Origin of the sequence: Pseudonocardia sp. P1 (assembly GCF_000178675.2) — a bacterium.
Lineage (GTDB): Bacteria > Actinomycetota > Actinomycetes > Mycobacteriales > Pseudonocardiaceae > Pseudonocardia.
The window spans coordinates 92,662-105,576 of the sequence record NZ_ADUJ02000002.1 but is presented as its reverse complement, the minus strand read 5'-3'; the positions used below and the strand labels follow the sequence as shown (position 1 = coordinate 105,576).

Here is a 12,915-nt window from a genome sequence, read left to right as displayed (position 1 = left end):
GGAGCCAAGCTTTCGGCGCACGGTGGCCCGACCGGCCTACCCGTGCGGTCACCGCAGGACGGGCAGCAGGCGGTTCTGCGAGACCTGACGGTGCGAGCGCCACAGATCGGCGAGGCGCAAGCCGCCCCGGCCTGGAGTGCGGCGATCATGTCGTCGTCCTCCTCCGACCGCCGCCGCGTCGGACAGGACACTCAGCGACAGGCCCCGGTAGGCGACGGACATCCCCCAGATCCGCTGGATCTCCGCGACGAGAAGCAGCTGCGCGGACAGCTCGAGAAGCTCGACGTGGAACCGGTCGTTCTGGCGCATCATCATGTCGTCGTCGACACCCGCGCTGCGCAGGGCCTCGGTCACCTCGACCAGGATTACCAGCTCGTCATCGGTGGGCACGGACAGCTTGGGCAGCACCGCCGTCTCGAGCAGGTCGCGGGCCAGGTACAGCTGCCCCAGCTCGTCCGAGCTGAACTGCGTGACGAAGTCGCCGCGGTTGCGTTCGTACTCGACCACGCCGTCAACGCCGAGGATCTGCAGGGCCGCGCGGATGGGAGCCGCGGCCGATCCCGATCTCCTGGGCGAGCTCCTTCTGCCGCAGGCGCTGGCCAGGCAGCAGGATCCGCTTCATGCCCATCTCGTGGACCGACGCGGCGGCGCGCTGGACGCCACAGTCGGTGGACTGCTTGTCGCGGCGCAAACCCTCGTCCACCCCGGTCACGGTGTCGTAGTTGGCCGTGGTGGCCGGTCCGCGACGCGAGGCACCGGTGGCACTCAGGGCCCCACCTCCACATTGGTGTAGTAGCCGGCCGTGGCGCCTCCGTCCACCGGCAGCATCACACCGGTCACGTAGGCGGCCGCCGGCGACAGGAGGAACAACGCCGCGCCGGCCTGGTCGGCACCTGTCGACAACCGGCCCAACGGGGTCCTGACCAGCATGGTCTCGCGGATGACTGCGTCCGGGAGGTTGCGGCGCAGCAGGGGGGTGTCGACCGCGCCCGGGGCTATCCCGTTCACTCGCACGCCGGCCGGACCCCAGTCGATCGCCATGCTGCGGACCAGGCCCGCGATGCCGAACTTCGACGACGCGTAGTTCGCCCGCTGGGCGTGGCCGCCGAACGAGTCCACCGACCCGACCGCGACCAGCGCTCCGGAACGTCGAGGGAGCAACCGCCTGCCGGCGGCCTGCAGGCTGAGGAACGTGCCCGTCAGGTTGACGTCGAGGACCGTCGCCCACCGGTCGTAGGAGAGCTCCTCGGCCGGACCGGGGAGGGACACGCCCGCGCACGTGACGGCACCGTGCAGCGGGCCCAGCTCCGCTTCCACCCGGTCGAACACGGCGTCGGTGGCGACGGGGTCGCGGACCTCGAGCCCGAACGCGGCGCCGGCGGGCAGGGCGGCCGCGACTTCGGCGGCCGCCTGCTCGTCGCGGTCGAGCACCGCCACGGTGAGCCCGTGGGCGCCCGCCGCCTCGGCGATGGCCCGCCCGATGCCGGAGCCGCCGCCGGTGATCGCGACGACGGCGCCAGCCAGGCCGAAGTCGATCACGGCTACGGGACGGCCGGGTCGCCCAGCAGGGCGATCGGCATGTCGAGCGTGCGGCTCGCGAGGTACTCGCCGAGCCCCTTGGCCTGCGGGTCGATCCGGGTGCACGACGACACGCCCTCCTCCAGATACCCGACCAGGAGGAAGTTGAGCGCCAACAGGTTGGGGAACTCGTGGCGGTCGATACGCAGGCCGCGCGCCTCCGGGATCAGCTCGGCGAGTCGGTCCGCCGTGAGCGTGGCGCGCAGCCAGTCGTAGGCGCGCGGGTCCCGCGCCCACACCCCGAGGTTGGCGATACCTCCCTTGTCACCGGACCGGGTCCCGACGAGATCGCCGAGCGGCACCCGCCGCGTCGGCCCGGACGGGACCTCGGGGACCTCGCACGGGGCCGGACTCGGTGCCTCCGTCGCGCCCCACGAGCGCCAGTGGACCTCGATCGGGTCCGCGCCGTCGACCAGCACCCGGGTCGGGATGTGCTTCTTCTCGATCAGGCACGGCCACTGCACTCCGAAGAGCCGTTCACGCTGCGGCGGGGCCGTCAGGTAGAAGCCCGGGATGCTCGATGTGCCGAGGTGGACGATGCGGTCGGTGAAGCCCTTCCGGTCGACCTTCGCCCGGTCGACGTCGCGAGCGGTGATGACCACCCAGGCCGACGCCTGTGCCTGGTCCCCGTCCGTCTCCGCGACGGGACCGACGACGGTCCAGCGGAACGCGTCGAACGTCTCCGGGGCACCCACGGCGCGCTCGACGCCGCGGCGCAGCCAGTCGATCTTGTCCTGCAGGTGCATGCCCGTGAGCCCGACGGTCACGGAGTTCCGGTACCCGCCTTCATAGGTCAGGGAGAGCTTGGTCAGGTCGTTCGGGGCGCGCCCGCGGGTGCCCGAGACGGCGACCCGGTCCGGTCCCTCCTGCGCGATGCGCACCGAGGTCAGGTCCACGGTCACGTCGGGGTTGAGGTACTCGCGCCCACCCACCTCGTAGAGGAGCTGGGCGATGACGGTGCCGGTGTCCACCACACCGCCGGTGCCGGTCGCCTTCGTGACCACGCAGCTCGCGTCCGCGGCGATCTCGGCGATCGGCATCCCGGGCAAGCCGAGGTCGGGGTGTTCGTGGAAGAGGGCGTAGTTGCCGCCCGTGACCTGCCCGCAGCACTCGATGAGGTGGCCGGCCACGACCGCGCCGGCCAGCTCGTCCCAGGCATCACGGTCCCACCCGTGGTGCCACGCCGCGGGTCCCACCACCAGGGAGGCGTCCGTCATGCGCGGGCAGACCACGATGTCCGCCCCCGCCTCCAGCGCGACCACGATCGGCCAGGCGCCGAGGTAGGCGTTGGCGGTCAGGATTTCGTGCTCGGAGAGGACGAGCTCCTGACCGGTGTCGACGTTCGTAAGGGTGGCGTCCGCCCCCAGCACGGAGCCGAGGTCGGGACGCAGGTCGTCCCCGACAACCGCGGCCACCGTGAGGTCAACCCCGGCCCGGCGGCACGCTTCCCGAACGGCCTCGGCGCACGCCCGCGGGTCCAGCCCACCCGCGTTCGTCACGACCTTGACCCCCCCTTCCGCGATACGCGGGAGGTAGCGCTCGAGCTGCTCGACGAACGCCCCGGCGTAGCCCACCCCACCCCGGGACTGGTTCTTGCGCAGGACGAGCATCGTCAGTTCGGCGAGATAGTCCCCGGTCAGGACGTCGACGCCGCTGTCGAGCAGCTCACCCATCCCATCCGGTCGATCACCGTGGTAGGCGGAGAACTGCCCGATCCGGAGAGCCGGATTGGCTACGATATTGGAGCCCATAGCTTCGAGATTGACACCCTCGACCCCGCCCGTCAACCGTCAGTTCTTCGAAGACGGGCCGCCCGACACGTCGGGCCGCTCGATGCGCCCGCTTGCTTCGCGTGACCCGGACACGGGTGAGGTCGTCCTCTACAAGTGACACCCGTCACCCACGATTGGTTCCAATCTCGGAGACGCCCGCCGTACCGCGACGTGAGCGCAAGGCCATGCAAACGGATGTCCGGCCGACCGGCACTCCTCCGGCCCGCCTCGACGACGAGGCGACACCGCTCCCCCTCGGAGGCGAGGTCGTCCTTGCATGCACTCACCGTGTGACAGGATCGGCGCCAGGGCCAGGGCCCCTACTACTCTCTGGTCCCCGCGATGTTCGCGCCGAGGGACGACGACGGACACGTCGAACTCGCCCCCGCCCCACCCAACCGCAGTGGCCCGGGATACTCCGCCCTGGCCCGCCGGCTGGCGGGCGGCTCCTGCCCCGAACAGGCGCTCGAACTGACGTGATCGTCGAGGACGCCGCCACAGCCCCCACCGGATTACCCCCGGTCGATGTCGTGGGAGCGGGAGTTGCGGAGGCGACTGGCGGACGCCACCGTGCGCATCCAGTCGGCCCTCGAGGAGTTGCGCTACTGCACACCCGCCGCGGGCGCCGTCCGGGTCGCTGCAGGACACCACGATCGGTGGCGTCGACGTCCGCGAGGGACAGCTCCTGTTCATGCCGCACTCCATCACCAACCGCGACCCCCGCCAGTTCGAGAATCAGGACGAGTTCATCCCGGAGCGCTCGCTGAACCGGCACACGGCGTTCGGCTTTGGGATCCACCGGTGCATCGGGTCACACCTCGCCCGGCTGGAGCTCCGGATCACGCTGGAGGAGTTCCTCCGACGGCTCCCCGAGTTCGAGCCGGACGCGGATGCCGCGCCCTCCTGGTCGATGGGCCAAACGGGCGGGATGACCTCGGTCCCGGTCCGGTTCCGCGCACCCTCTCCGGCGGGACGTGCTCCTCGATCTTGACCAGGCCGCGGCGGCCACCGTGCCGTACTGGACGAGGGTCCCCAGGCAGGCCAGGGGCGCGACCTCCTAGCCGCGCGCCCGCCGCCGGAAGATGCAGTGGTCCTGCGTGCCCATGGTGATCATCGAACCGAGGTCGCAGTGGTTCTGGTGCTTCTCCCGATCGTTTCGCGCCGAATTCGGCGAGTCACCCGGCGCCGCCGGCGAACGCGTCACGGCCGCCCCGACGACCGGCCCTCGATCCGCCACCGCGTCCGAGCTGCTGCGCCCATCCCTCCAGGACGCGCCGCCGCCCGAACACGGGCACGCGTCGCTTCAGCCGACGTGACGGGGTGCGGAGCCCCGACGCCGTGTCACCAGATCAGGCGCCCCGCGTCGACCGGGATCATCGCGCCGGTCACGAACCGCGCCTCGTCCGAGACCAGCCAAGCCACCGCATCGGAGATGATCGACGGCGGTCGGGCGGTGGTACCGCCCAGCACGGTTCGCGGTCCGTCGCCGAAGACGTAGGGGTAGTACTCGATCGACTTTTCGATGTTGCCCCCGTCGCGGATCGCGGTGTCCACCGAGCCGGGATTGACCGTGTTCACCCTGATCTCGTGGGGACCGAGCTCGTGGGCGAGCACCTTCATCAGCATCTGCATCCCGCTCTTGGCCGCGCAGTACGCCACCGCGCCGGGCTGCGGCACGATCGCGTTGACCGACGAGGTAAACACGACCGAGCCGCCGCGACCGCCCTCGATCATCTTCGGCACGAAGGCCTTCTGCACCTTCCACGCACCCGTCAGCAGGACGTCGATGCTCTCCTGCCACGACTCCTCCGAGAGCTCCCAGCTGTTGCGGTCGACCGTCCAGATGCCGTGGTTCACCACGATGATGTCGACCCGTCCGAACTCGGAGTACGCCCGGCCCGCGAAGCCCTGGAGACCCGCCAGGTCCCGCGCGTCGACCTTCTCGATGAGACATCGGCGGCCCAGCGCCTCGACCTCGTCACGGGTCTGCTCGAGCTCCTCGGACGTCGCCGCCGGCGCCCGGTTGTAGACGAAGCCGTCGCAGATGTCGAAGGCCACAATGTCCGCGCCCTCGGCCGCCAACCGCACGGCGTGAGCCCGGCCCTGCCCGCGAGCCGCACCGGAGATGACGGCGACCTTGCCGTCGAGTCGGCCCATGATCTCTCCTTTGATTCACGCAAAGACCCGGCGCCTTTGCAGCCTACATTGGCTCCAATTTTGCAGCACGTGTACCAGGTGTCAACCATCAACCGAAATGACCGATCGACCTGACCGGCGACCTCGAAGCGCTCCGGAGGGGGTCACCTACCGGTATCGGTGCGGGCTGGCCTGGCGGTATGTCCGTCCGAGTTCGGGCCGTGGCAGACGTTGTGGAAGCGGCACCGCCGCTACTGCCGTGACGGCACCTGGGACCACGTTCTTGCTGCTCTGCTGGTCGACGCCGACTCTGCCGAGATCGTGGACTGGGCGGGCAGCCTGGACTCCACAATCATCCGCGCTCACCAAGACGCGGCGACCCTGGCCCGCACGCAGGGGCAGGGTCGAGCTATACGAGTCTGCGCGCCGAGCCCGGCGATCACGCCATGGGTCGGTCCCGCGGCGGACTGTCGACGAAGATCCACCAGCTCGTCGACGGTCACCCCCAGCCGATGGTGGTCCTGCTCGGACTGGGCCAGGATGGCGACTCCGATGTTCCCGCACCTGATGAAGCACCCCAGCATCGCCCGGCCGAGTCCGGGTCGGCCGTGGACCCGGCCCGAACGTTCGCGTTCTGACAAGGCCTATTCCTCGCGCCTGATCCACCGCCATCTACGCGAGCGGCGGATCGTCGCAGTGATCCCCGACCCTCCGGCCAGCAAGGACACCGTGCCCGGCGCGGCTCTCGCGGTGGTCGCCAAGTCAAACAGTGGCGCGGGCTCGCGACTCGCTACGACTGTGACGATGGGGCAGTACCGCCTCGGGGCGGTGGTCTGACTCGCGCTACGACAGGCCGTCGGTACCTTGAGATTGATCTGTCGGCCACGGTCCGGGGCAGTGCGTCAACGTGCGAAAAGATCAGGACCGACAGTCCGACGTGCGGGAGGTTGCCGTGGGCACGTCCGCGACGAGGTGCAGCTCCAGCGCGTCCGCCCTGATCGCAGCAACGCAGTGAGGTGGAGCCCGGCCTCAGACTCTCCTCCCACCCGATACACGTCCTTCCGCCGACTCGGCGGAGACGTCGCGCGCCGGCTACGAGGTCCCTGTCCTCGGCGGGCGATTTCAGCCGCCCCATCCTGTCGCGACTCTCGACGAGCGATTCCTCCGAGGACCTGCGGGCGGCTCCGTGAAGAACCCGCATCCTCTCCCGGACAACGCAGTTCCACCGATCGGTGGCGAGCCGAACGCACACCATCCGGCCGCCGTCCCGGCACTGCCCTGAGTTGCTGCTGGAGGCCGCGATCAGGCGAGCCGGTCACATCGCCACTAGGCGACGGAGTCGGCTGCGGTGGAAGACCAGCGGTTCCGCGACGGAGTCCGACCACACCCCGTGGATTCGCAGCAGGATGATGGCGTGGTCTCCCGCTGCCACCTCCTGATGAATCGAACAGTCCAGCCATGCCGTTGCTCCCAGGATCAAAACTCCCCCTGAACCGTTCTGTCGCCATGCGATCTCCGCGAACCGATCGCCGTTCTTCCGTGCCAGGCTCGCGCACTCCATGCCCTGGTCCTGGGCGAGGAGGCTGACACCCAGGCGCGAGGCCTCACGAAGCTTCGGCCAAGTCGACGACGAGTTCTGGACGCAGACAGACACCAGCGGGGGCTTCATCGACACGGAGGTGAACGAGCTCGCGGCCATTCCGACCGGCTCGCCATCCACCATTGCGCAGATCGCCGCAACCCCCGAGGGGAAGCAGCCGAACACATGACGAAGCTGATCGACATCACCGGTCAGTGGATCGGTCTCGATCATGAGATTCTCCAATAGGCGGGCCGTCGACAAGCGACAGCGGGACGAGGCGGGATGGAGGCCGACGAGTGGCTCAGCCGATTCAGGCGACGAAGTCGCGACGCTGGTCGGAGGCCGCACGGAGCCGGCCAGTTACGGTGTCGACGAGCCCGGAAGACCTATTCTTCCGCGCACGCCTCGGCCACCCCCCTCGGCCGCTCCGGCGCGAACTCCTTCACGAGATCGACATAGCGTTGCGAGAAGGCTCGGGGATCGGCGAGCAGCCCGGCCGTGGCCTCTTCCCACTGGGCTCGCTGCACCGCCGTCCCCTCAGCGGCCCACTGGCCGCCCCTGTCGTCGCGTCCCAGCGGGACGACCTCGATACCGGCCTCACCCAGGATGGTGCAGCTTTCTCGGACAGCCTGGTCCTGATGGGCGGTCATGCTGCCGGCGACCGCGTCGTCGCTGGCGGCTCGCATCGCCTCCTGGACGTCGGCGTCGAGGCTATCCCAGACGTCGACGTTGATGCCGTAGGTGACGATGGCGTACACACCCATGTCGCTGATGTCGAACACCTGGTCGGCGACCTCGTGCAGGCGTCCGTCGGTCAACGAGTCCAGGCTGTACCCGATGCCGGACACCACTCCACGCTCGATCGCCTCGTAGGTCTGCGAGGGCTCCACAGCAGCCGGTTGCATCCCGAGCAGGCGCAGGCCGGTCGCCATCCCACCTGTGGCCCGGACCGAGACACCACCCAGGTCGTCCAGGCTGCGCACCGTGACCGAGTCGTTCAGTGCCAGCACCGGTGGCGTACCCCCGCCGAGGAACAGGACGTGCTGATTACGATCGCGGTACTCCGCACCCAACTCGGGAGCCTCGTCGAGCAACGCGTTCATCGCCCGCGTCACGGCGTCGAAGTCCGGGGTCTGGAACGCGATCGAACCGACGTTGGCGACCGCAAGGACCGGGTTGAACGCCGGCGAGTCGAAGGCTAGGTCGACCCGGCCGTCCTCGACACAGCTCAACGTCTCGTCGGCCGGGCACAAGGAACCGTCGTAGAAGGCCTCGAACCTGATCTTCCCCCCGGTCCGGGCAGTGACTGAGTCCATCCAATCTTGGAAGGTTCGGGAGTTCGGGTGCTCACGCGAGTGGTAGGTGCTGAATGTCAGCACACGGACCTCGCCAGGTGAGTCCTCCGTGGGAACAGAGCAAGCCGGGAGGAGTAGGGCGAAGGCGGCGAGCACTGCAGCGGCGACGCGCGCCGGGAGTCGGCGACCGCGAAGCGGCGGACGAGCATGAGGCAACACAGGCTTCTCCTCGGTGAGCATCCTGGACTTGGCCTTGCAAGTAGCGGCAGCGGCGCCGTCGACCTGCCGGTCACTCCTTGCGGAGCACCGGGCGGAGGGTGTCGAGGACCGACGCGTCGTCGATGGTGGAGGGCACCGGCTCGTCGGCGCCGTCGGCGATCCCGCGCATGGTCTTGCGCAGGATCTTCCCGGAGCGGGTCTTGGGCAGGGCGGGGACGACGGCGACGTCCTTGAGCGAGGCGACCGCCCCGATCTGGTCGCGCACCATCTGGACGAGCTCGGCGCGCAGCTTCTCGTCGTAGCCCTCGGCGGTGCTGTCGACGCCGGACTTGAGCACCACGAACCCGCGCGGGATCTGGCCCTTCATGGTGTCGGCGACGCCGATCACCGCGCACTCGGCGACGTCGGGGTGTGAGGCGAGGACCTCCTCCATGCCGCCGGTGGACAGGCGGTGCCCGGCGACGTTGATGACGTCGTCGGTGCGGCCCATGACGAACACGTAGCCGTCGGAGTCGAGGTGGCCGCCGTCGCCGGTGAGGTAGTAGCCCTCGAACGCGGCCATGTAGGAGTTCACGTAGCGCTCGTCGTCGTTCCACAGGGTCGGGAACGCGCCCGGCGGCAGGGGCAGCTTCGCGACGATCGCGCCGTCGACACCGGGCTCGGCCGGCCGGCCGGTCTCGTCGAGGACCTGGACGTCCCAGCCCGGCATCGGGCGGGTCGGGGAGCCGGGCTTGATGTCGAGCAGCTCGATCCCGGCCGGGTTCGCCGCGATCGGCCAGCCGGTCTCGGTCTGCCACCAGTGGTCGATCACCGGGATGCCGAGCAGGTCGGCGGCCCACCGGTAGGTCTCCGGGTCGAGGCGCTCGCCGGCCAGGAACAGGTACTGCAGCGACGAGACGTCGTACTGCGCGACGAAGGCACCCTCGGGGTCCTCCTTCTTGATCGCCCGGAACGCGGTCGGTGCGGTGAACACCGACTTCACCTTGTTCTCCTGCACGACCCGCCAGAACTGCCCGGCGTCGGGGGTGCCGACCGGCTTGCCCTCGTAGAGCACGGTCGTGGCCCCGGCCAGCAGCGGCGCGTAGACGATGTAGGAGTGGCCGACGACCCAGCCCACGTCGGACGCGGTGAAGATCGTCTCGCCGGCGCCGACGTCGTAGATGTTGGGCATCGACCAGGCCAGGGCCGTCGCGTAGCCGCCGGAGTCGCGCACCACGCCCTTCGGCTTGCCGGTGGTGCCGGAGGTGTAGAGGACGTAGAGCGGGTCGGTGCTGCGCACCGGTACCGGGTCCGCCGGGGTGGCTGTCGCCGCGGCCGCGGCCCAGTCGACGTCGATCGGGCCCATCGCCGCCACGGCCTGCTCGCGCTGCAGGATCACCGTCGCGTCGGGCTTGCGCTCGGCGAGCTCGATGGCCTTGTCGAGCAGCGGCTTGTACTCGATGACACGGCTGCCCTCGATGCCGCAGGACGCCGAGACGACGACCTTCGGCCCGGCGTCGTCGATCCGGACCGCGAGCTCCTTCGCGGCGAACCCGCCGAAGACGACCGAGTGGATCGCACCGAGCCGCGCGCAGGCCAGCATCGCGACCGCGGCCTCGGGCACCATCGGCATGTAGATCACGACCCGGTCACCGCGCCCCACGCCCTGGTCGCGCAGCACACCGGCGAACGTGGCGACCTCGTCGCGCAGGTCGGAGTAGGTGTAGGACCGCTTCGTGCCGGTGACCGGCGAGTCGTGGACCAGCGCGGTCCGGTCGCCGTTGCCGGCCTCGACGTGCCGGTCCAGGGCGTTGTGGCAGACGTTGAGCTCGCCGTCGGGGAACCAGCGGTAGAACGGCGGGTCCGACTCGTCGAGCGCGGTCGTGGGGGCCACGTGCCAGTCGAGCACCGACGCCGCGCGGAGCCAGAAGCCCTCACGGTCCTCGACGCTGGATCGGAAGATCTCCTCGTAACCGGCCACCGGCAACTCCGTTCCGAGGTCGGGAACACTCGACCTGTATTGGCTCCAATTCTTGATACAATACTCACCTGTGCGGCGTGCCCGTCAAGGCCGACACCCGGCTCACCGAAACCGAACAGGGAATGACCACACGATCATGAACGTGCTGCAGGAGGTCCGCCTCGACGACCGCGTAGTGGTGGTGACCGGTGCCAGCTCCGGGCTCGGCGCGCGCTTCGTCGGCGTTCTCGCCGCTGCAGGAGCAAACGTCGTCCCGCGGCACGGAGGATCGAACGGCTCGACGAGACCGCGGCGCACGTCGAGAGGCTCGGCCGCCGGGTGATCGTGGCAACTGCCGACGTGTCCGATCCCGGCGACTGCGAGCGGGTCACACAGAGGCGATCAGACAGCTGGGCCGCATCGACATCCTGGTCAACAACGCCGGAATCGGGACCGCCCGCCCAGCCCTTCGCGAGTCACCGGCGGAGTTCCGCGCGGTCATCGACGTCAATCTCGAGGGGGCGTACTGGAAGGCCCAGGAGTTCGCCCGCGCGAAGGACCGCGGATCCAGCATCGTCAATATCGCCAGCACGCTCGGCTCCATCGCGTCCTACGCGCCGCAGGCCGCCTACGCCGCGTCCTAGGCAGAACTTCATCGGGCTGACCCGTGATCTCTCGCAGCGGTGAGCAGGGAGGCGGGGCATCCGTGTCAACGCGATCGCTCCCGGCTACTTCGCCACAGAGATGACCGACCAGGTTCCGCCGCAGGACCTGCACCGTTTCGTCGAGTGCCGCAGCCCGCTCGCACGACGGGTGAACGACACGAGCTCGACGGCGCCCTGCTGTTCCTGACCTCGTGACCCCTGACGAGCGCAGGCAGCGCCCGGCGCTTTACCTCCCGACCGATGACCGGTCTGCTCTGGCCCGGTCGGCTGTGATCCCGGAGATACACGTCGCTCAGAGTCCGGATCGTCACACGAACGGCGCGCACATCGACACCCGATCGGATCCGGTCACCGACTGCCGTCAGCGCCCCGCTGCAGGAGACGGTTCCCCACCCAGATGAGACACCGGATGCGCGGTCCGCGGAAGAAGGTCACGAGCGACCCGGTCGGCGGCCGAGCACGAACTCTTCGGCGAAGTCCACTCGGCTCGCTCCCGAGGAGCCGAGTGCTCCTCCGCCGGAGTCACCATGGAGTCGCTCGTCAGCGCAGGATCGGAAGGAGTCGGTTCAGGGAGACCTGCCGGTGCGAGCGCCACAGCTCGGCCAACTCGGGCCCGTCCCCGCTGCGCAGAGCGTGGAGCATCTCGTCGTGTTCCTCCGCGACCACCCGGGAGTCGTTGAGCACGCTGACAGACAGGGCGCGATACGCGACCGACATCCGCCACACACGATCGATCTCGGCAACCAGCAGTCTTTGATCAGACAGGTTCAGGATCAACGAGTGGAAGGCATCGTTACCACGCATTATCTGGTCGACGTCCAGCCCCGCTGCCCTGACCCCCTCGTTGACGGCAGTGAGTTCAGCCAGCTGTTCGTCGGTCGGGCGACCGAGCTCGGACAGGACTGCGGTCTCCAGCAGGTCCCGGGCCAGGTAGAGCTGTCGCATCTCGTCCGCGCTGAACTGGGAGACGAAGTAGCCCCGGTTCCGCTCGTAGGCGACGACACCGTCGGCCTGCAGGATCTGGAGCGCCTCCCGGATGGGACCACGACTGATGCTGATCTGCTGTGACAGGTCCTCCTGCCGAACCTGCTGCCCCGGCACCAGTTGACGTTTCATGACGAGCTCGCGAATCGACGCGGCCGCGCGCTGGACTGCGCCAGTCCCCTCGGCGGCTCTCGTGGGATCCCCGATGACGCTCATAGTGGCGATTGTATCGCCGAAGTGGCTACGATTCGGGAGCCACCTTCTCGCGGCGACGTGGTCACAGCTGCGCGGTGAGCTGAGTGAGGTCCCGGCCGAGGCACCGTGCACCGGAAGCATCACCCCGTCGGCGTCGGACGACATGGCGGAGACCAGGAGCATCACCGCCCATGCCTGTTTGTCGGGAACTGGAGCCGACCGCCCATAAGCCTCGCGACCACTGTGCCCCTCGATCTGTCCGGCCCTGGACCGCACGCAGGACGGGCAGGTCCACGGACCCCGGCGCGATCCCGTCGCCCCGGACACCACACTGCCCCCACCCGAACGCACGCGTCTTGACCAGCCTTTCGAACCCGGACCGAGACAACGGGTGGATCACTCGGTGCACCTGCCCATCGACGGGGCTGCCCGATCCGAGGGACGAGCGCGCCGTTGTCATCGCAATCGAGCATCCTGCGTCCGACCTCAGGCAGGGTCAGGAACGTCCTGTCAGCTCCGACCGCGAGCACCTGCGACCACTCCCCCGGAT

The 12,915-nt window shown here is 69.3% G+C and carries 14 protein-coding genes; 5 read left to right on the top strand and 9 right to left on the bottom strand.

Translation table 11 applies throughout. The features are described from left to right. Nucleotides 1-48 precede the first annotated feature (48 nt). The 4 genes from PP1_RS29925 to PP1_RS29910 all read right to left on the bottom strand — a co-directional run bounded on the left by PP1_RS29925 (nt 49) and on the right by PP1_RS29910 (nt 3,329). Nucleotides 49-507, bottom strand: a complete 459-nt coding sequence (locus tag PP1_RS29925; protein WP_010230720.1) for an FCD domain-containing protein — start codon at nt 505-507, stop codon at nt 49-51. 4 nt (nt 508-511) lie between these two features. Next, nucleotides 512-703 (bottom strand): hypothetical protein, encoded by a 192-nt coding sequence (locus tag PP1_RS29920; RefSeq protein ID WP_139324212.1) that lies wholly within the window; start codon nt 701-703, stop codon nt 512-514. Between the two features lie 62 nt (nt 704-765). Next, nucleotides 766-1,539, bottom strand: a complete 774-nt coding sequence (locus PP1_RS29915; RefSeq protein ID WP_010230716.1) for an SDR family NAD(P)-dependent oxidoreductase — start codon at nt 1,537-1,539, stop codon at nt 766-768. Nucleotides 1,540-1,541: 2 nt separating this feature from the next. After that, nucleotides 1,542-3,329, bottom strand: coding sequence for an acyclic terpene utilization AtuA family protein (locus PP1_RS29910; protein WP_029239562.1), 1,788 nt, complete (start codon nt 3,327-3,329; stop codon nt 1,542-1,544). Nucleotides 3,330-3,861: 532 nt separating this feature from the next. On the opposite strand from PP1_RS29910, the gene PP1_RS29905 reads away from it, so the two are divergent. Beyond that, nucleotides 3,862-4,341: a cytochrome P450 gene (locus PP1_RS29905; RefSeq protein ID WP_083697411.1), complete on the top strand. Its 480-nt coding sequence runs from the start codon at nt 3,862-3,864 to the stop codon at nt 4,339-4,341. A 106-nt stretch (nt 4,342-4,447) separates the two neighbouring features. Further along, nucleotides 4,448-4,666 (top strand): hypothetical protein, encoded by a 219-nt coding sequence (locus PP1_RS29900; RefSeq protein WP_010230710.1) that lies wholly within the window; start codon nt 4,448-4,450, stop codon nt 4,664-4,666. 25 nt (nt 4,667-4,691) lie between these two features. Here the strand turns inward: PP1_RS29900 and PP1_RS29895 are convergent, their stop codons facing one another. Further along, the gene (locus PP1_RS29895; protein WP_010230707.1) at nt 4,692-5,507 is read right to left on the bottom strand and encodes a mycofactocin-coupled SDR family oxidoreductase; all 816 of its coding nucleotides are present in this window, start codon (nt 5,505-5,507) and stop codon (nt 4,692-4,694) included. A 531-nt stretch (nt 5,508-6,038) separates the two neighbouring features. Here PP1_RS29895 and PP1_RS29890 point away from each other — a divergent pair. After that, nucleotides 6,039-6,323: a hypothetical protein gene (locus PP1_RS29890; protein WP_162097281.1), complete on the top strand. Its 285-nt coding sequence runs from the start codon at nt 6,039-6,041 to the stop codon at nt 6,321-6,323. Nucleotides 6,324-6,801: 478 nt separating this feature from the next. Here PP1_RS29890 and PP1_RS29885 read toward each other — a convergent pair whose 3' ends face one another. The 3 genes from PP1_RS29885 to PP1_RS29875 all read right to left on the bottom strand — a co-directional run bounded on the left by PP1_RS29885 (nt 6,802) and on the right by PP1_RS29875 (nt 10,542). Beyond that, nucleotides 6,802-7,299 (bottom strand): flavin reductase family protein, encoded by a 498-nt coding sequence (locus tag PP1_RS29885; protein WP_010230700.1) that lies wholly within the window; start codon nt 7,297-7,299, stop codon nt 6,802-6,804. Between the two features lie 155 nt (nt 7,300-7,454). Further along, nucleotides 7,455-8,447: a TRAP transporter substrate-binding protein DctP gene (dctP, locus tag PP1_RS29880; protein WP_010230697.1), complete on the bottom strand. Its 993-nt coding sequence runs from the start codon at nt 8,445-8,447 to the stop codon at nt 7,455-7,457. 205 nt (nt 8,448-8,652) lie between these two features. Then, the gene (locus PP1_RS29875; protein WP_075315326.1) at nt 8,653-10,542 is read right to left on the bottom strand and encodes a propionyl-CoA synthetase; all 1,890 of its coding nucleotides are present in this window, start codon (nt 10,540-10,542) and stop codon (nt 8,653-8,655) included. Between the two features lie 188 nt (nt 10,543-10,730). Here PP1_RS29875 and PP1_RS29870 point away from each other — a divergent pair, with 188 nt between their 5' ends. Both PP1_RS29870 and PP1_RS31645 read left to right on the top strand, forming a co-directional pair. Beyond that, nucleotides 10,731-11,165, top strand: coding sequence for an SDR family NAD(P)-dependent oxidoreductase (locus PP1_RS29870; protein WP_075315328.1), 435 nt, complete (start codon nt 10,731-10,733; stop codon nt 11,163-11,165). 100 nt (nt 11,166-11,265) lie between these two features. Next, complete coding sequence (locus PP1_RS31645) at nt 11,266-11,373, top strand: hypothetical protein (protein WP_443217609.1); 108 nt, start codon at nt 11,266-11,268, stop codon at nt 11,371-11,373. Between the two features lie 353 nt (nt 11,374-11,726). Here the strand turns inward: PP1_RS31645 and PP1_RS29865 are convergent, their stop codons facing one another. Further along, on the bottom strand, nt 11,727-12,386 hold the full coding sequence (locus tag PP1_RS29865; protein WP_075315398.1) for a GntR family transcriptional regulator: 660 nt from the start codon (nt 12,384-12,386) through the stop codon (nt 11,727-11,729). Nucleotides 12,387-12,915 lie beyond the last annotated feature (529 nt).